Source organism: Streptomyces sp. NPDC002513, assembly GCF_053595355.1.
Genome location: NZ_JBSFXK010000055.1, coordinates 30,908 through 48,588, shown reverse-complemented (window position 1 = coordinate 48,588; position 17,681 = coordinate 30,908). Strand labels below are relative to the sequence as shown.

The 17,681-nt window shown below is 69.5% G+C and carries 12 protein-coding genes and 1 pseudogene; 4 read left to right on the top strand and 9 right to left on the bottom strand.

The window, feature by feature from the left end:
- Positions 1 to 175 precede the first annotated feature (175 nt).
- Positions 176 to 553, bottom strand: a pseudogene (cas1, locus tag ACWD5Q_RS28100) (CRISPR-associated endonuclease Cas1); the annotation flags it as partial.
- 55 nt (positions 554 to 608) lie between these two features.
- Here cas1 and ACWD5Q_RS28095 point away from each other — a divergent pair.
- On the top strand, positions 609 to 1,100 hold the full coding sequence (locus ACWD5Q_RS28095; RefSeq protein ID WP_451429851.1) for a hypothetical protein: 492 nt from the start codon (positions 609 to 611) through the stop codon (positions 1,098 to 1,100).
- Between the two features lie 88 nt (positions 1,101 to 1,188).
- Here ACWD5Q_RS28095 and ACWD5Q_RS28090 read toward each other — a convergent pair whose 3' ends face one another.
- The 8 genes from ACWD5Q_RS28090 to ACWD5Q_RS28055 all read right to left on the bottom strand — a co-directional run bounded on the left by ACWD5Q_RS28090 (position 1,189) and on the right by ACWD5Q_RS28055 (position 11,855).
- Complete coding sequence (locus tag ACWD5Q_RS28090; RefSeq protein ID WP_451429850.1) at positions 1,189 to 1,539, bottom strand: hypothetical protein; 351 nt, start codon at positions 1,537 to 1,539, stop codon at positions 1,189 to 1,191.
- Between the two features lie 10 nt (positions 1,540 to 1,549).
- The gene (locus ACWD5Q_RS28085; RefSeq protein ID WP_451429849.1) at positions 1,550 to 1,855 is read right to left on the bottom strand and encodes a transposase domain-containing protein; all 306 of its coding nucleotides are present in this window, start codon (positions 1,853 to 1,855) and stop codon (positions 1,550 to 1,552) included.
- Between the two features lie 183 nt (positions 1,856 to 2,038).
- Complete coding sequence (locus ACWD5Q_RS28080; protein WP_451429848.1) at positions 2,039 to 2,302, bottom strand: hypothetical protein; 264 nt, start codon at positions 2,300 to 2,302, stop codon at positions 2,039 to 2,041.
- 82 nt (positions 2,303 to 2,384) lie between these two features.
- On the bottom strand, positions 2,385 to 6,335 hold the full coding sequence (locus tag ACWD5Q_RS28075) for a golvesin C-terminal-like domain-containing protein (protein ID WP_451429847.1): 3,951 nt from the start codon (positions 6,333 to 6,335) through the stop codon (positions 2,385 to 2,387).
- Positions 6,313 to 7,038: a hypothetical protein gene (locus ACWD5Q_RS28070; protein ID WP_451429846.1), complete on the bottom strand. Its 726-nt coding sequence runs from the start codon at positions 7,036 to 7,038 to the stop codon at positions 6,313 to 6,315. The genes ACWD5Q_RS28075 and ACWD5Q_RS28070 overlap by 23 nt, the downstream gene beginning before the upstream one ends.
- Before the next feature lie 207 nt (positions 7,039 to 7,245).
- Positions 7,246 to 8,520 (bottom strand): ArgE/DapE family deacylase, encoded by a 1,275-nt coding sequence (locus ACWD5Q_RS28065; protein ID WP_451429845.1) that lies wholly within the window; start codon positions 8,518 to 8,520, stop codon positions 7,246 to 7,248.
- 226 nt (positions 8,521 to 8,746) lie between these two features.
- Positions 8,747 to 10,279, bottom strand: coding sequence for a cellulose binding domain-containing protein (locus ACWD5Q_RS28060; RefSeq protein ID WP_451429844.1), 1,533 nt, complete (start codon positions 10,277 to 10,279; stop codon positions 8,747 to 8,749).
- Between the two features lie 229 nt (positions 10,280 to 10,508).
- Positions 10,509 to 11,855 carry a radical SAM protein gene (locus ACWD5Q_RS28055; protein WP_451429843.1) on the bottom strand — a complete coding sequence of 449 codons (1,347 nt, stop codon included), beginning with the start codon at positions 11,853 to 11,855 and terminating at the stop codon, positions 10,509 to 10,511.
- Between the two features lie 240 nt (positions 11,856 to 12,095).
- On the opposite strand from ACWD5Q_RS28055, the gene ACWD5Q_RS28050 reads away from it, so the two are divergent.
- The 3 genes from ACWD5Q_RS28050 (at position 12,096) to ACWD5Q_RS28040 (ending at position 17,668) form a co-directional block, all read left to right on the top strand.
- A complete protein-coding gene (locus ACWD5Q_RS28050) occupies positions 12,096 to 13,343 on the top strand; it encodes an FAD-binding protein (protein ID WP_451429842.1) in 1,248 nt (415 codons plus the stop codon).
- A 172-nt stretch (positions 13,344 to 13,515) separates the two neighbouring features.
- Positions 13,516 to 14,748 (top strand): ROK family protein, encoded by a 1,233-nt coding sequence (locus tag ACWD5Q_RS28045; protein ID WP_451429841.1) that lies wholly within the window; start codon positions 13,516 to 13,518, stop codon positions 14,746 to 14,748.
- 7 nt (positions 14,749 to 14,755) lie between these two features.
- The gene (locus ACWD5Q_RS28040; protein WP_451429840.1) at positions 14,756 to 17,668 is read left to right on the top strand and encodes a glycoside hydrolase family 2 TIM barrel-domain containing protein; all 2,913 of its coding nucleotides are present in this window, start codon (positions 14,756 to 14,758) and stop codon (positions 17,666 to 17,668) included.
- Positions 17,669 to 17,681 lie beyond the last annotated feature (13 nt).

The following is a 17,681-nucleotide window of genomic DNA, read 5'->3' as shown; positions in this document are numbered from 1 at the left end:
TGTCCGTAGCCTGATCCGCCAGGCATGGACGACCCACCGCTGGGACGACCGCCCGAACCGCCGCCCATGAGCGCACGCCTATCTGCGCGGCCTCTAAGAAGCTGCTCCTGGTCGACGGGGCCCAGGCTCGCGCAGTCCCGGTGGTGATCGAAGACATACAACACGCGAGCAATGCTCAGGACGTGCGGCGACCGGCGTAGGGGTGATGGGCGAGGGTGAGCATCCGCCGCTCGTAGGTGGCGAGGAAGAGCTTGAGGGTTTCGCGGGTCATGCGGCAGTTCGTCTCCGGATGGTCCTGGATGTCGAAACCGGCGGGCGTGATCTTTCCGGAGTCGCAGATCCGGGTGACGACGCTGTCGACCACGACGGGCCGGAACTCCTCGATGAGGTCGAGGGCCAGGCTCGGCCGGCCTCGTTGGAGATCGTGCAGGAGACCGACGGCCGGGTCGAGGCCCGCGATTTCGAGTGCGGTGACGGCTTCGCGGGTCAGGAGGGTGTAGCCGAAGGACAGCATGGCGTTGACCGGGTCGGGAGGCGGGCGGCGCTGTCGGTGGGTGAAGCCCCAGACGGGGCCTGGTCCCCCACCACGCTCTCAGTAGGCTGGCGTAATGAACGAAGACTGGTTCGAGGTCGAAGATGAAGTGGACGATACACAGAAGACTTTTCTGGATGTCTTGAGGCCGTATGCCCGAAGCTGGGTGGATTGCCCCCCGAGTCATGCCATCGCCCTTGTGTTCGACGAGGACCTGAAGGAGGGCGATGAGGTGGAGATGCGGGCGGTCGTGGACGTGAGTGACGCGATGGGGGACCGAATTCTGCTGACTCTCGCGGCCTCCCTGGTCGGGAACACCATGCACTGCAGCGAAGTGCACACGCAGACGTATCTACCCGAGGAGAGCGGGGACGGCGTGCGGGTGCTGGAGGCCACCGGGGCCCCGGAGGACCTGGCCCGGATGGCTGCCGCCTGGTTCGACGAGGTGCTGCGGCGACCGGTGATCACCCCAGTGGGGAAGCGGGGGTGGTCCTTCGCCGACCCGGGCCGACCGCTCCCTGAGGGTTTCCGCCTGATGCGTGGCGAGATGCCGGGCCCCCGCGCATGAGACCGCGGGGCGCTCAGGGAGTTTTCCTGAACGCCCCGCTTACGTCAGTCCCGTCGCCCGTTGTCCGCCGGGACAGGGGCGTGGTCCGTCACTCGTCCTCGAGGCCCATCACCATGCCTTCGGCCATGCCCTCCGCTTCCGCTTCGGCCAGTTCTTCGGCTTCCTCTTGCGCCAGTGCCGAGTTCGAGCCCTGCTGGAGGTCGAGGCGCCCACCGGGCCTGAAGTTCGCACCGGACGCCCTGAACTGCTCGAGTTCATGGATGCCCTGACACCGGAGACAGATCTCGACCTCCTGGCCCCCGCGCGGACCAATGGCCTTGGTGAACTGGAGATCCTCCTTCGCGGATCCGTTCTTCACCGCTTCCTGGTCGCACAGGTCCTCGGCGCAGTACGGGCTCGATCCCTTGTTCTGTGCCTTCAGGGCGGCCACATAGATCATGCCCTTCTTCTCATCCCAAGCGGCGGCGGGCCACCGCCAGCGAGCCCGCGTTCGCCGCACGCCGGCGCCCCCCGGCCCGACGCGGGATGTTCTCCACCATCTCCCGCAGCACCAGCGCGTAACCCTGGCCGGTGAACAGCCACATCGCCAACGTGAAGTACACCATCAGCGTCGAAGGCAGCGACCGCGTCCGCTCCTCCCGCGCCCCAGCCTCCTCGACCGCCAGGTCCACCAACTCGGGCGTGAAGGTACGCGTGAGCAGCCCCAACCGCACCCGCTCCGGGTAACTCCCACCAGCAACATGATCACTCGGCACGAGACATGCACCCTACCCGGCCAAGATCAACTAATCGAACGACGTTGCCCGCAGCGCATGCGACGGCCCGTCCCACAACGACAGGGGACAAACCGGGCAGTCAACCGCTCACTGCGACGCCGCCACGACGCAGAAGAATCGAGGCAGACGCGCCGTCACACGGCGGATCGGGCCTGAGAAGGCTCATCGGGATCTACGACGCCGCCGAGCGCGGCGGATTTCCAGGACCACCAGCAAGGTCACCAGGAGAATGCCAGGAACCACCAACCAGAGCAGTCTCAACGCCGCAACCTGGTCGTCTTCCTGACCAGTATAGCCCCCCAAAGGTGATGAATAGGACACATAAAACAGCAGGGAGTCACCAATCACGGCTACGACTGCAAGCAGCAATGCCACCAACTCAAGGGCGATAATGATTCCACGCCCCATCCAACGGATACCGTTCACCGAGCTCCTCATCTTCAACAGCCGCACCGGCCAGGGCGGGTTCCGCCATGACCGGTGCCACAGCCATTCGACCTTTCCCCTCCTATGCTATAGACGCAGATCCGAACGTGTAGTCGAGCATTGCCTGAGCCTGGCCCACGTAGCCGTCAGTGCTTTGTACGTAGTCCGTACCGCGAGGACCGAACACTCCGTTGACTGCGGCTCCCCTACGGAAGGCGTCCTCTCCTGTGTTGTAGATCCCCTCCACGATCTCATTATCGGTGTAGTTGCTCCGCAGTTTGGACGAAGCGGTATCCACATACGTCCGCTGGAGGTATTTGACGTAGTAGGCCGTCGCCTTGATGTCGAGGGAATCATTGCCCTCGAGGTCGGACCACCCCACCCCTTTGAACTGATCCGGAAAGGCCTGCTTGACCGTGCCGAAGACCGTTGGCTTGACGTTGGTCACGCCCAGCGAGGCCCCGCCGTGCGGCCACACACCGAGGTCGGTTCCCACGACGCTCGACTTCTGGTAGCTCTGGTAGATCAGTCCCTCGCCGCCCAGCACCTCCATCTTTCCGGAGGTCTCCTTCATCGCGATCCCGAGCAGCAAGGCGGGGTCGACCCCGGCTTCTTGCCCGTACTTCTCGCTGGGATCGGTCCACTTGCCGGAGTAAGGCTGGAAATATGGCACCGCATTTCCGAAGAGGTTCAGTGGCGGTGCCGACGACGAATCGCTGTGGTTCGCTTCGTACTGTTCCTCGCAATGCGTGATGCCGGCCACCGTTCCCGAGCAGCCGTTGTCGTCGATCAACATGTGGCCGTCGAGTTCGATGTTGGTGGTGGGGTTGCCGGCGCCGAAGGCGTAGCGGTTGCCGGTGAGTGGGTTGGTGGTCAGGTTCATGTCGGCGAGGGCGCCGTTGTACATGTCCCTGCTGGTGAAGGTGTTCAGGCCGGGGTCGTAGGTCCGGAAGCCCATGTCGTAGGTGCCAAAGGTCTGGTCCCAGCGTTTGGCGTTGAACCGGTAGGCGTCATACGGCTCCTTGGTCGGGTCCTGGGCGTCGGGTTTGTCAATGCCGGTGAGCTCGGTGGTGTCGTTGTTGCCGTAGGCGGTGTAGCCATAGGTGGCTTTGGTCTGTCCGGTGGAGTCGGTGAGGGTTTCAACGTCGGTGTGGCTGTTGTAGCCGTAGTAGGAGTCGGCGGTGGTGCCGTCGGTGTTGTGGGTGACCTGGGACAGCCGCTCGCCCCAGGGCGAGTACTGGTAGGACTTGGTGAGCTGGCCTGCGACGGTTTCGTCGAGGATCTGGCTGGTCAGGCCGAGGTAGGAGAAGTTGGTGGTTTTGCCGCCGACGGTCTTGGAGGCGGTGCGGTCGAGGGGGTCGAAGGTGTAGTTCGTGGTGGTGGTGACGCCGCCGGTGCCCAGTTTGGTGTTCTTGGTGATGTGGTCGAAGCCGTCGTAGGTGTTGCGTTCGATGACGGTGCCGGCGGCGGTGACGGTGTCAAGGCGGCCGTAGGGGTCGTAGTTGTAGGCCGCGCTCGTACCTCCGGAAGCGGAGGACAGCAAGCGGTTGCGGTCGTACGTGTAGGTGGTGGTGGCGCCGGCGACGGTTTGGGAGGTGACGTTGGCGTTGTCGTCGTGGACGTAGGTCTCGATGGTGGCGCCGTTGCCGGTCTTGACGGCCTTGGCCAGGCGGTCGACGGGGTCGTAGGTGTAGTCGGTGGTCGAGTTCAGGTATGCACTGTGGTTGTCGGCGTTCTGTTTGCTGGCGATGTCTTCGGCTTTGTTGCCGTTGGGGTCCCAGGTCAGGGTGTGGTCGTCGACCAGGGTGCCGCCGGTGGTCTTCTCGGTCTGGGTGTGGACCTCGCCGGAGGGCCAGTAGGTGAAGTCGACGGTGTTGTTGTTGCCCTTGGTCTGCCGCAGTTGCTGGCCGCGGGGGGTGTAGGTGTAGCTGGTGGTCTTGGGGGAGGCGTCAGTTGAGGAGTCGCCGACCTTGACGGTCTGGACGAGTTCGCGCAGGTCGTAGGTGTAGGTGGAGTACTGGCCGGGGTGGTCGACGGTGGCTATTTTGCCGTCGGGGTCGTAGCTGTAGGAGGTGTGGGTCTTCTCCGCGCCCGACGCCGACTCCGTGACCTTCTGGACCTCGTTCAGGCCGGTGTAGTCGATGGTGTAGGTGTCGACGGCCGTGCCCGGCGAGCTGTCGCCGATTGTGGTGAGGTTGCCGTTGGGGTCGTGGCTGTAGGTGAAGGTGTGCTTCTCGCTGTCGGTGTCCGCGCTGTTGTCGCGGACCAGTTTGACCGCGTCCGCGGACACGGTGCCGCCGGTGTTCTGGGCGAGGGAGACCGATGAGCTGCCGCCCTGGGTGAAGCTGTAGGCGCCCAGAGACACCCACGTGCCCGCACCGGTGGCCTGGTTGACGGTCTTGGCGGTGTTGGTGCCGTCATGGGTGACGGTGTACGCAGCCGCCGTTGCCGCGCCGGTGACCTGCGGGTATTTGGCGTAGACGGTGTAGGTGCCGTCCTGGGGGATGTTGAGCTGCCAGGTGAAGGCATCCGTGCCGCTGCCGGCGGCGTGGGTGCGGTAGTCGTAGCCCTGATGGTCCGTGCCCGTGGACGCGGTGGCCCAGGTGCCGGTCGTGGTGGTGTTCTGGGTGTCGGAGTTGTCGACGAGCACCACCTGCAGTCCGACCGGCACACCGTCGTCACTGCGCGAGGCCAGGGAACCGTCCGGGTAGTACGACCAGCCCATCGTCCGCGACGACGACCCGCCGGCCGAGGTCAACGTCCGGGAGGTCTGCTGGCCCAGTTCGTTGTAGTCGTAGGCGGTGGTGATGTCCCACGGGTCGGTCGAGGTGCGGACCTGCCCGTCGTCGTAGTAGGTGTAGGTGGTGTCGTTGCGGACACTCTGCCCGTTGGACGGCGGCGCGGAGGTCTTGGTGACCCGCCCGACGTCGTCGTAGTAGGTGTACGTGGAGACCGGGTGGTTGTACTTGGCGTCGGCCGGGTCGTACGGCTGGATCGTCTCCCTCGGGCGGTTCAGCTCGTCGTACACGGTCTGGGAGATGAACGCGGTGGTGCTGCCCGCGGCCGTGGCGCGCGGTGAGTAGACCTTGGTGGTGTTGCCGACCTGGTCGTACTCGTACTTCGTCGTCCGGAAGGTCGGGGATCCGGCGCTGCCCTGGTACGGGGTCTGGACCTGGGCGACCTTGCCCCGCTCGTCATAGGTGGTTGTGGTGGTGTTGTTGTCGGCGTCCGTGGACGTCGTCTTCAAGCCGTCCTTGTCGTAGCCGGTCTTGGTGACCTTCCCTGCCGCGTCGGTGACCTGGTAGGGGCGGTGGTCGAAGTCGAAGTCGGTCTTGGTGGTGTAGTCGGTGGTGTCAGGGGTGGCGTTCTTGACCGGGTCGATGACCGTGGTGGCGTTGCCGACGTCGTCGTACTGGTACGACACCTTGTCGCCCTTGGCGTTGGTGACGTCGGTGAGTTCACCGATGGAGTCGTAGGTGTTGGTGGTGACGTAGTCCGTCGGATCGGACGTGGTCAGGGTGCCCTTGGGCTCGGTGGTCGTCTTCAGCTCGCCGATCTTGTCGTAGGTGTAGCTGGTGGTGCGGTCGGGGTCGGTGGTGTGGTCCTTCGGCGCGGTCGCAGAGGTGATCTCGTCGGCGTTGTCGTAGACGGCGGTGGAGACGGCGTTGTTGGGGGCGGTGGACTGGGTGACGTTGTCGTTCGCGTCGTACACCGGCGCCGGGGTCGTGATGTAGACGCTGTGCGCCTGATCCTTCGGCACCTTCTTCACCAGCGGACGCCCGAAGACGTCGTAGGTCTGGCTCGTGGTGTGACCGAGCTGGTCGGTGACCGAGGTGACCTGGCCGAGCGAGTCGTAGGCGGTCGTGGACGGCTGGTCGTACGGGGCCGGGTTGGTGGTGGTCCTCGGGTAGCCGTTCGGATCGAAGTCGCTGTAGGTGGTGGTGTGCTGGTTGGCGTCCTTGGCCGACGTCAGCTCACCGTTGGCGTCGTAGGAGTAGATGGTGGTGTAGTCACCAGCCGTGGAAGTGGCCACGCCCTTGGGGTCGGTGACCGAGGTGAGGTTGCCGAAGGAGTCGTAGCCGAACTGCCACTGGCGGCCCTCCCGGGGAGGTCTTGGTGAACACGTCGGCGGAGTAGCCGTCCAGCCGGGTCTGGTACGTGTAGGCCGAGGCGGGCCAGCCGTTCTTGACGGCCTCGGCGTCCTGCATCGTCAGCGGGTAACCGGTCTTCGGGTCGTAGGTCCACTTGGTGGTGGCGCCGTTGTCCTCGACCAGTTGGGTGACGTTGTTGTCCGCGTCCCAGCTGAGCTTGGTGACCTGGTTCTTGGCATTCGTGGTCTGCACCGGGCGGGCGAAGTCGTCCGTGACGTACGTCGTCGCATGGGTGTTGGCGTCCGTGACCGTCGTGTCGGTGAACGCGGAGTTGGAGGTGTCGGTCGCATACGCGACCGATGTCGCGTCGTTCAGCCGGTCGGTGAGGGTCTTGGCCCACCAGTGGTACTTCGGGTTGTCACCGGTCTGCGGGGCGTAGTAGTCCAGCCTCGTCGCATGCCCGCGCGGGTCCGTGACGGACACCAGCTTGACGTTCTTCGCGCCCTGGGTGGCGTCGTAGCCGAACCTGAACACCTTCGGCTGCGTGGCTCCGTCACCGTCGGTGAGCTGGGCCATCAGGCCCTTCGTGGTGTACTCGAACGTGATCTTCCGCGCCGGGTTGGTGCCGTCGCCCAGCGCCGTCATCGACGCGACATGGTCGATGATCTTCGGGTTGGTCAGGTTCGTGCCCGGCTGCTCGGCGCCGGTGTCGCAGCGTGAGCTTCGACAGGATCCTTCTGATCGTCTCGGTGACGATCTCCACCGTGCTGGCCGTGCGACGGATCTGGGCCCGGCTCAAAAAACATCAGAAGCATGATCGAAGACGGGATCTGACGGTGACGCGCGCTCGTGCTACGTGGTGCCCACCGTGCGCAGCACGGCGAGGACGAGGGTGCGGGCCACGGCGACGATCTCCGGGACGGACACGTGTTCCCGGGGGCTGTGGGCCAGCCGCACGTCCCCGGGCCCGAACTGCAGCGTGGGGATGCCCGCCGCGGCGTAGAGCCTGAGGTCGCTTCCGTAGGGGGCGCCGCGCTCGCGCACCCGCGGCCCGCCGACCGCATCGCCGTGGGCGTCGCGGACCAGCTCCGCGAGCGGGTGTCCCGCGGGCAGGCGGCCACTCGCGAAGCGGCCGCCGGGCCAGGTGACGCGTGCGGGGTGGTCCCGCAGCCAGGGGTCGTCGGCGCACGCCTCGGCCACCCAGTTCTCGAAGGCGGCCACCGCCTCGGCCGGATCCTCGCCGAGGCGGACGCCGAGCCTGCCCTCGGCGACGAGGCTGTCCGGCACGCTGCTCGCCCAGTCCCCGGAGCGCAGCACGCCGACGGACAGTGCGTAGGGGATCCCGTACTCCGCCATCAGCGGGTCGACCGCGGTGTTCCGCCGGGCTTCCAGCCGGGCCAGCGCCTGATGCAGGGGCAGGTACGCGTCGATGGCGCTCACTCCCGCATCGCGCGTACTCGCGTGGGTGGCGAGGCCCGTGACCTCGATACGGAAGGTCAGCGCACCGGCGTTGGCGGTCACGAGCGTGCCGCCGGTCGGCTCGGTGATGACGCAGGCATCGCCGGTGTGACCCCGCTGGAGGGTGGCGAAGGCTCCGAGCCCGCCGTCTTCTTCACCGACCACGAAGTGGGCGGCCACCCGGCCCCGCAGCCGTGTTCCGCTCGCCCGGATCGCCGTCAGGGCGGCCAGGTTGGCCACCAGCCCGGCCTTCATGTCACAGGCGCCGCGGCCATGGACCAGGTTCCCCTCCACTCGCGGAGTGAAGGGATCACCGATCCACTGTCGCGGGTCGCCGGGGGGAACGACGTCGACGTGCCCTTGCAGAATCATCGTCGGCCCGTCATGGCCGTCCGGTGTGGTCGCCGCCAGACCCCATGCCTCCTCCCGCGGTGCCTCGGTTCCGGGGAAGTCCGGGTGGGCGCGCAGCGCGGGCAGATCCGCCTGCCACAGGTCGACGTCGAGCCCGAGACGGTCCAGTCGTCGCGCCAGATGGTGCTGGAGGTCGGACTCGGCACTGCTCCCGGTCACGCTCGGGATGGCGAGCAACTCCAGGAGAGACCGGGCGACTTCGGTCTCGTCGATGGCCTCGAGGGCGGCGGACTCCTCGGGGCTGAGCGCGGCCGGCATGGGGGCACTCCTGTCGTTGCGGCTCGGCGGTTGATCCCGGATGCTACGACCACACCCCTCGCGCCATCAATCGCCGTATCGCCCCTTCGCCCCGCGGAAGCGGGAACCGGCCGCCGCCTTCCTCCCCGGTGGCTCACCCGGCTTCCCCCCAGTGGCTCACCTGGCTTCGTTCCTGGTGACCCCCCAGTTCCTCCCCGATAACTCACCCGGCGCCCTCCCCCGTGGCTCAGCCGGCCGTCGAGCACCTGGCCCCGTTCACGGTGAAGGCGCGCGGTGCGGTGTTGCCGCCGTGCCGGGACGCGACGAACCCCACGGCGAAGGTGCCGTTCGCGGCGACCTGCTTGTCGTAGTCGGCGGCCTTCGCGGTGACCTCGGGGCCGTTCTGGCTGACGATGCCGTCCCACATCTGGGTGATGCGCTGGCCGTCGCCGAAGCTCCAGTCGATGTGCCAGTCGTCGAGCGCTTCGGTCGAGGTGACCGTGACCGTGGCCTGGAAGCCCGTCGACCACTCGTCGACGATGTCGTACGCCACCCGGCAGACCGGGGCCGTCTGCCGGGCGGGGGCCGATGCCGTGGGCGTGGCGGCGTCCACCGGGCTCGTCGACCCGCCCTGGGGTTCGGTGTCGGTGTCACCGCTCCTGGTGGCTCCGCCCGGGCCGGCCGGGCGCGCGGTCGGGGACGCGCCGGTCCGGGCATGGCCCGCAGACGCGCCGCTCCGGGTATGGCCCGGGGCCGTGCCGAGGGGTGACGGGGACGACGGGGACGGTGTCGAGGCGGCGATCGTCCCGTCGACCGGGTCACCGCTCGCGCTCGCCCGCCCGTCCGGGTCGCCGAAGTGCATCAGCGAGACCGTCAGGGCCAGCGCGGACACGATCACGGCCGCGGCCAGGATCCCGGCCCGGCCGATCCGGGGCCGCGTCACGGCGCCCGCCGCGATGCCCCGGTCGGTGCCCGCGTCCGCGCGCCCGCCGCTCAGCCCGGCTTCCGCGGCCCGGCGCCGCCGTTCCAGATAGGCGAGCCCGCCCCAGCCGATCACCCCGCTCGCCAGTGCGGCGGGCGTGCCTCCGTCGTGCGACCGCAGGCAGGCCGCGGCCTCCGCGCACTCCGCGCAGGTGGCGAGGTGCCGGGAGAGGTCCTCGGGCGTGTCGGCGCCCGGGGAGCGGGTGACCGCGTCGAGGAGCCGGGCGAAGCTGCGGCAGTCCGCGTCCATCGGCGTGTCGAGATGGTCGCGCCGGCAACGGTCCCGGAACAGCGCCCGCACCTGGACGAGTTCCTGCGCGACGGCCGCCGGGTCCAGGCCGAGGCGGCGGGCCACGTCCGGCAGGGGCAGCGCCTCCACCTCCGCCAGCCACAGCAGCGCCGCGTCCGGTTCCTGAAGGTCCTTCAGTCCACGCAGGGCCAGCGGGCGCTTCAGGGGCGGACCGGTGTACCGGGCGGCCTTCCGGGAGTTCAGCCACAGCCGCAGATCCGGGTCGAGCAGGTGTCCCTGGCCGTTCTCCTCCCAGGCCGCGGCGGTTGTGCGGACCGCGGCGAGCAGCAGCGGGATCCGGGGCAGCCGCGGGGCTCGGCGCCCGGTGGTCCTCTCCTGGGTCTCGGCCTCGCGCGCCTCGTGGACGCCGCGGCGGAACGCCTCGGTGGCCAGTTGCCTGCCGGCCGACGATCCGGAGGTGCACAGGTCGGCGTACGACAGGACCGCGTCCCAGCACTCCGAGAACAGCGCCGCCTCGGCGGCGTCCTGAGGGGTCGGCAGGTCGGGCATGGGGGCTCCTGCATCAACTGCATCCACAAGCAAAGCCAGCCAATCCGCTTGCAATACAAGGGAGTTGGGGTCTTCCCACGGCAGGCCCAGAGCCTTTCATGCCTTCCGCGCAACTGACAAGCGGCCTATTCAATTGCCGTTGCCAGGTGGTGCCTTGCGTCGAGTGGTACGGATACGGGCCCCCGCACGACTCACCGTGCGGGGGCCCGTGATGCCTTCGTTACGCGTGCTACGCGCGGGCGGGTTCCTCGGCCGCCTCCTGCGCCGGAGTTTCCTGTGCCGGAAGGCTGTCCATGAAGGAGCTGACGGAGAACACCGCGCGGCCGGGGCCGGGCGGGCCGTAGCCGGGCGGCGAGGAGAGCCCGAAGTCGTCCATCGTGGCGCGGTAGGCCTCCAGCAGGCGGATGTGGTACTCCAGCGGCGCGCCCTGCGGGTTGGCCTTGCCGAGCGGGGTCGTCGGCTCCGGGCACCAGGTGGTGAAGCGGGGTGTGATGCCGTGCGACATGAAGAAGCGCAGGCCCTCCGTGGTGGAGGCGATCGCCTCGTCGACGGTGGTGAAGCCGAAGGGTTCGGCCATCTCCACGCCCGCCACGAAGTTGGGGATCACGTTGCGGGCGCCGAAGACGTCCGCGGAGTCGAGGATCCGCCGGTGCCACTCGTCCCGGCCGACATACCGCTCCTTGCCCGGGCAGTACAGCTCGAACAGGCGCCGGTCCCACACCTCGAAGTTGGGGTGGTAGATCTGCACGCCGTAGTCCTTGAAGCGCTGTACGTCGGCCTTCGGCAGCGCCTGAGCGACGACCTTGCCGATCCAGCGGCCCGGGAAGCGCTCCTCGATGGCCTTGGCGTAGTGCCCGTAGAAGTCGGCCTCGTCCCGGCCCGCGACCTTGGACGTGATCGCGCCGCCGGTGAGGGTGTAGGCGGTGGACGCCCGCTGGGTGTCGTACCGGTCGATGATCTCCAGCGCCTCCAGGACCTCCTCGACGTCCTTCACGCCGGTGTACGGGCGGCCGGCCGCCTTGTGCTGGCGCCAGTTGTGGTTGATGTCGCAGTACTGGCACTCCTCCTTGGCGCCGAAGTACTGGCACACGCGGAAGACCGTGAGGTAGATCAGATAGCCCCACTGGATGGTCGGGGCCACCTCCATCACGGACTTCCCGTTGGACAGGGTGTGCCGGTAGTACTCGGGCATGGGCGGCACGCCGACGTCCGCGATCCGCCGCCCGTCGAGGTAGAGCCCGAGCAGCCCCTGCTCGTCGGCGGCCACCCGGTAGGGCGAGGCCGGGTTGACCCGCACGGAGACGACGGTCCGCCGCAGGTCGTAGGGGCCGCCGGTGAGGATGATCTCCTCGGGCGGGCGTCGCAGGGCCGCCTCGCCCAGTTCGGGGAGGGTGCCGTGGTCGAAGGAGAAGATGAAGTACGACTTCGGCTTGACCTCGCCGCTCTCGTTGTCCGAGAGGGCGGACGCGTCGAAGGCCACGCCCCCGCGGAGCAGGTCCTCCTTGACGACGGCTTCCCGCGGTACGTGCGGGAATCTCTCCATCAGATCCTCGACCAGTGCGGTGCGGCTGCCCATCCCGTGTCTCCTCCCGGCTCAGGCGTTCGACTCCTCACGGTATGCCCCCGCCTGGGCGTCCGCCGTGCCGGGTCCCCTCGCGCCGCGCGATGTGCCTTCGGGGGGGCAGGGCGAGCAGGGTGGCGGCGGCTGTAGGTTTCCCGGTGGATGCGTGGTCGCCGTGCGGCGCGGTCGTGCTGTGCGGGTGTGGATGCGTGGTGGGGCCTGACGTGGCCCTCGATGCCACGGGAAGGACGACGGATGACCGAGAGCGTGACCAACTGGGCGGGCAACATCACGTACACCGCCGGGGAACTGCACCGGCCGGCCTCGCTCGACGCGCTCAGGGCACTGGTCGCCGCGCAGGCGAAGGTGCGCGTCCTGGGCAGCGGCCACTCCTTCAACGAGATCGCCGAACCGGGCGCCGACGGTGTGCTGGTCTCGCTGTCCGCGCTGCCGGGCGAGGTGGACGTCGACACCGCGGCCCGTACGGTACGGGTGGGCGGCGGCGTCCGGTACGCCGAGCTGGCCCGGGCGGTGCACGCGCACGGGCTCGCCCTGCACAACATGGCGTCCCTGCCGCACATCTCGGTGGCGGGCTCGGTGGCGACCGGCACACACGGCTCGGGGGTCACGAACGGCTCGCTGGCCTCCGCCGTGCGTGAGGTGGAGCTGGTCACGGCGGACGGGTCGACGCTGCGGATCGGGCGGGGCGAGCGCCGCTTCGACGGTGCCGTGACCGCGCTCGGGGCGCTCGGCGTGGTCACCGCGCTCACCCTGGACCTGGAGCCGGACTTCCGCGTCGAGCAGCATGTGTTCACCGAACTCCCCCTGGATGGGCTGGACTTCGAGACGGTGGCGGCGTCGGCGTACAGCGTGAGCCTGTTCACCGACTGGCGTGCGCCCGGCTTCCGGCAGGTGTGGCTGAAGCGGCGTACCGATCAGCCGCTGCCGGACTTCCCGTGGGCCCGGCCGGCCACCGAGGCGCTGCACCCGGTGCCCGGCGTGCCCGCGGTCAACTGCACCCGGCAGGGCGGCGTCCCGGGGCCCTGGCACGAGCGGCTCCCGCACTTCCGGGCGGACTTCATGCCGAGCAGCGGTGCCGAGCTGCAGTCGGAGTATCTGCTGCCGCGCCCGTACGCCCTCGACGCGCTGCACGCCCTGGACGCGATCCGTACGACGCTGGCGCCCGTGGTGCAGACCTGCGAGGTGCGTACGGTCGCCGCCGACGCACAGTGGCTGAGCCCCGCACACGGGCGGGACTCGGTGGCGCTGCACTTCACCTGGGTCGAGGACGCGGCGGCCGTGCTGCCGGTGGTGCGGCGGGTGGAGGAGGCCCTCGACGGGTTCGAGGCCCGGCCGCACTGGGGGAAGGTGTTCACCGTGCCCGCGCGGACGCTTCGCGCACGCTATCCACGGCTCGGGGACTTCGCGGCGCTGGCGGCCGAGCTGGATCCGGCGGGGACGTTCCGGAACGTGTTCGTGGCGGACGTGCTGGGAGCGCGCTGAGCGGACGCCCTGACCACGGTCCCCTCGCTCCGCACGGCACCGGCACCTTCCTTCCTCCTTGCTTCGTAAAACGCGCTTCGTAAAACCCCTTTCCTAACCCCTTGAAGAAACCCCTCGGCAGCCATAGGCTCGCGCCGCGCCAGGGCCCGGATCGCAGGTGGGGGGAAGTCGGATGAAGCGCGGCACCTCACGCGACATTCGCACCGCGAACCGGTACGAGGTGCTGCGTCAGATCATCGCCCGGTCGCCGACGTCCCGGCAGCGGCTGGCGGCCACGACCGGGCTCAGCCTGCCCACGGTCGCCACGCTCGTCGGCGAACTGCTCGACCTCGGGATGCTGACCGAGGTCGGCTTCGAGGACTCGGCGGGCGGCCGGCCGCGCGGCCTGGTCGCCGTCAACGCGTCGGGGGGCGCCCTGATCGGCGTCGACATCGCGGAGACGTACGTCCGCGTGGAGCTGTTCGATCTGGCGCTGAACGTACGGGCCCGCGCCGAGAAGGACATGCGCCCCGGACAGACCCGGCCCGAACAGGTCGTCGCCCGGGTGGCCGCGGCCGTCGGCTCCGTGGTCGCCCAGGCCGGCGCGGCGGGCGCCCGGGTCCTGGGGACCGGCATCAGTGTGCCCGGTCAGGTCGACCGCGACCGGGGCGTGGCCGAGTACGCCGCGAACTGGGGCTGGCACGACGTGCCGCTGCTCGACCTGCTCGCCGAGCACATCGCCCCTCCCCTGTACCTGGACAACCCGCTGCGGGCCGGCGTGGTCGCCGAGCTGTGGTTCGGCGCGGCCCGTGGACGCGGGGACGCCGTGGTCGTCAACCTCGGCACGGGCGTCGGGGCCGGGCTGGCGCTCGGCGGCGGACTGCACCGGGGCGTCAGCAACAGCGCGGGCGAATGGGGCCATACGACGCTGGTGCTGGACGGGCGGCCCTGCCACTGCGGCAACCGCGGCTGTGTGGAGACCTATGTCGGGGCGCCCGGGATCATGCGGAACCTGCGGGAACTGAGCCCGGACAGCCCCCTGTTGCACCCCGGGGACCAGACCGCCACGATCGACGCCCTCGCCCGCGGGGTCGCCGACGGGGACCCGGTCGCGCTCGCGGTCCTCAGGAACACCGCCCGTTATCTGGGTGCCGCGATCGCCGACCTGGTCAACCTGCTCAACCCCGAAGTGGTGGTGCTCAGCAGCTGGGTCGCGGCGGCGCTCGGCGAGCCGCTGCTGACCGAGGTGCGCGCGGCCGTCGGCCGGTACGCGCTCGGGCGCCCGTTCACCGCCACCGAGATCGTCCTGTCCCCCATCCCCACCGACCCGGTGTGCCTCGGCGCCGCGACCTTCGCCCTCGAAGGCGCGCTCCAGCCGGCCGGCGCGCCCCGCACCACCACCAGCACAGCCTCCGCGAGAACCTAGGAGACCGATGTCCTTCCACACCTCTCCCTCCCGTTCTCTCTCCTCTCCTCCTTCCTCTTCTCCTTCCTCGGCCGTCGACTACGTCGAGGACGTCGCACCGGGCAGCGGCAGCCTGCCGCCGCGCGCCTGGTACGCGTCCTCGGACGCGGCCTCCCTTTCCCTGAACGGCAGTTGGCGCTTGCGTCTGTCCCCGACGGCGCACGCTCAGGACGACTCGTTCGCCGAGCCCGGGTACGACGCCGGGGACTGGGCGCAGATCGCCGTGCCCGGCCACTGGGTGCTCCAGGGCGGCGGTTCCCTCGGCTCCCCCATCTACACCAACCACCTCTATCCCTTCCCGGTCGACCCGCCCCGCGTCCCGACCGAGAACCCCACCGGCGACCACCTGCGCCTCTTCGACCTGCCCGACGACTGGCCGTCGGACGGCGGGGCGGTGCTGCGCTTCGACGGCGTGGAGTCCTGCGCCCGTGTGTGGCTGAACGGCACCGACATCGGCGAGTTCAAGGGCTCCCGGCTGCCGCACGAGTTCGCCGTCGGGCATCTGCTGCGGCCGAGCGGCAATGTGCTCGCGGTCCGGGTCCACCAGTGGTCCGCGGGCTCCTACCTGGAGGACCAGGACCAGTGGTGGCTGCCCGGCATCTTCCGGGACGTCACACTGCTGCACCGTCCGGCGGGCAGCGTCCTCGACTTCTTCGTGCACGCCTCGTACGACCACCTGTCCGGCGAGGGCACGCTGAAGGTCGACTCGGACGTGGACGGCCGGGTCACCGTGCCGGCCCTCGGCATCGACATCGCCACCGGCGAGTCGGTGACCGTCCCCGTGGAGCCGTGGTCCGCGGAGATCCCGAGGCTCTACGACGGTGTGCTGGCCACCGAGGGCGAGCGGGTGCCCCTGCGGATCGGCTTCCGCACGGTCGTGCTCCAGGACGGCCTGATCAAGGTCAACGGGAGGCCGGTGCTCTTCAAGGGCGTCAACCGGCACGAGTGGCACCCCGAGAAGGGCCGCGCGCTCGATCCGGACACCATGCGCGAGGACGTGCTGCTGATGAAGCGGCACAACATCAACGCCGTACGCACCTCGCACTATCCGCCGCATCCCGCGTTCCTGGACCTGTGCGACGAGTTCGGCCTGTGGGTGATCGACGAGTGCGACCTGGAGACCCACGGCTTCACCGAGGAGGCCTGGCGTGACAACCCGGTCGACGACGACCGCTGGACCCCGGCGCTCCTCGACCGTGCCGCCCGCATGGTCGAACGCGACAAGAACCACCCGTCGGTCGTCCTGTGGTCCCTGGGCAACGAGGCCGGCACCGGGCGCGGGCTGACGGCGATGGCCCAGTGGATCCGCGGCCGGGACGGCTCCCGGCTCGTGCACTACGAGGGCGACCTCACCTGCCGCGACACGGATGTGTACTCGCGGATGTACGCCTATCACGAGGAGGTGGAGAGGATCGGCCGGCGGCTGGACGGCGGCAGCCACAAGCGGCGCGAACTCCCCTTCATCCTCTGCGAGTACGGGCACGCCATGGGCAACGGACCCGGCGGGCTCGCCGACTATCAGCGGCTCTTCGAGACGTACGATCGGCTCCAGGGCGGCTTCATCTGGGAGTGGATCGACCACGGCATCAAGGACGACCGGTACGGCTTCGCCTACGGCGGCGACTTCGGTGAGGAACTGCACGACGGGAACTTCGTCTGCGACGGGCTGCTGTTCCCGGACCGCAGGCCCTCGCCGGGCCTGATCGAGTTCAAGAAGGTCATCGAGCCGGTCCGGATCGAGGGCGACGGCCGCAGCGGCACGGTGCGGATCCGCAACGGCCATGACGTCGCCGACCTCTCGGCACTCGCCTTCGAGTGGTCCCTCCAGGCGGACGGCGAGACGGTCGCCTCGGGCGCGCTGCCGGTGCCGGTGCTCGCGCCGGGCGAGTCGGCGGACGTGAAGCTGCCGGAGCCGCCCGACGTGCGGGGCGCCGAGACCCTGTGGACGGTGCGGGCGGTGCTGGCCTCCGACACGCCGTGGGCGCCCAAGGGGCACGAGGTGGCGTGGGGTCAGTTCCCCGTGGCGCGGCGGACGTCGGTGCGGTCCGCCCCGGACCGGGCCCCCGTCGTCACCGACGGCCGGATCACGCTCGGCCCGGCCACCTTCGACGCCCGCACGGGCGCGCCGAGGACCATCGGCGCGGTGGACCTGACCGGTCTGCGCCTGGATGTGTGGCGGGCCCCGACCGACAACGACGACGGCGCCTCATGGCAGGGCGACCCCCGCTACGGTCTGCTGTGGCGCAAGCTCGGCCTGCACCGTATGCGGCACCGGCTGGACGCCGTGGAGCCGGGCGAGGACGCGCTGACCGTGCGGACGCGGGTCGCGCCCGCCGCCCGGGAGATCGGCCTCGCCACGGTGTACCGCTGGACGTCCGACGGGGACCGGCTGAAGCTGACCGTGTCCGTCGCGCCCGAGGGCGACTGGACGGTGCCGCTGCCCCGGCTCGGCGTCCGGCTCGGGCTGCCGGGCTCGGCGGACCGCGTGCGGTGGTACGGCGGCGGGCCCGGCGAGGCGTACCCGGACACCGGGTCGGCCTCCCGGATCGGCCGCTGGGAGTCCACGGTCGACGCGTTGCAGACGCCGTACGTCAAGCCGCAGGAGAACGGCGCCCGGGCCGACGTCCGCTGGGCGGAGATCGGCGGTCTCAGGATCGAGGGCGACCCGGAGTTCTGGTTCAGCGCGCGGCGCTGGACGAACGAGGAACTGGACGCGGCCGGACACCTGACCGACCTCACCCCGGGCGACACGGTGTGGGTGAACCTCGACCACGGCCAGCACGGCATCGGCTCCCAGTCGTGCGGCCCGGGACCGCTGCCGCAGTACTTCCTGTGGGCCGAGCCCGCGGAGTTCTCCTTCGTGTTCTCACCGACCGGCTGACCGACCCGAGCGC

Bases quoted from the DNA above. Each gene is read 5' to 3' on its own strand.
- ACWD5Q_RS28095 (WP_451429851.1), top strand. From the start codon at position 609: ATGAACGAAGACTGGTTCGAGGTCGAAGATGAAGTGGACGATACACAG.
- ACWD5Q_RS28090 (WP_451429850.1), bottom strand. From the start codon at position 1,539: ATGATCTATGTGGCCGCCCTGAAGGCACAGAACAAGGGATCGAGCCCG.
- ACWD5Q_RS28070 (WP_451429846.1), bottom strand. From the start codon at position 7,038: ATGACGGCGCTGGGCGACGGCACCAACCCGGCGCGGAAGATCACGTTC.
- ACWD5Q_RS28065 (WP_451429845.1), bottom strand. From the start codon at position 8,520: ATGCCGGCCGCGCTCAGCCCCGAGGAGTCCGCCGCCCTCGAGGCCATC.
- ACWD5Q_RS28060 (WP_451429844.1), bottom strand. From the start codon at position 10,279: ATGCCCGACCTGCCGACCCCTCAGGACGCCGCCGAGGCGGCGCTGTTC.
- ACWD5Q_RS28055 (WP_451429843.1), bottom strand. From the start codon at position 11,855: ATGGGCAGCCGCACCGCACTGGTCGAGGATCTGATGGAGAGATTCCCG.
- ACWD5Q_RS28050 (WP_451429842.1), top strand. From the start codon at position 12,096: ATGACCGAGAGCGTGACCAACTGGGCGGGCAACATCACGTACACCGCC.
- ACWD5Q_RS28045 (WP_451429841.1), top strand. From the start codon at position 13,516: ATGAAGCGCGGCACCTCACGCGACATTCGCACCGCGAACCGGTACGAG.
- ACWD5Q_RS28040 (WP_451429840.1), top strand. From the start codon at position 14,756: ATGTCCTTCCACACCTCTCCCTCCCGTTCTCTCTCCTCTCCTCCTTCC.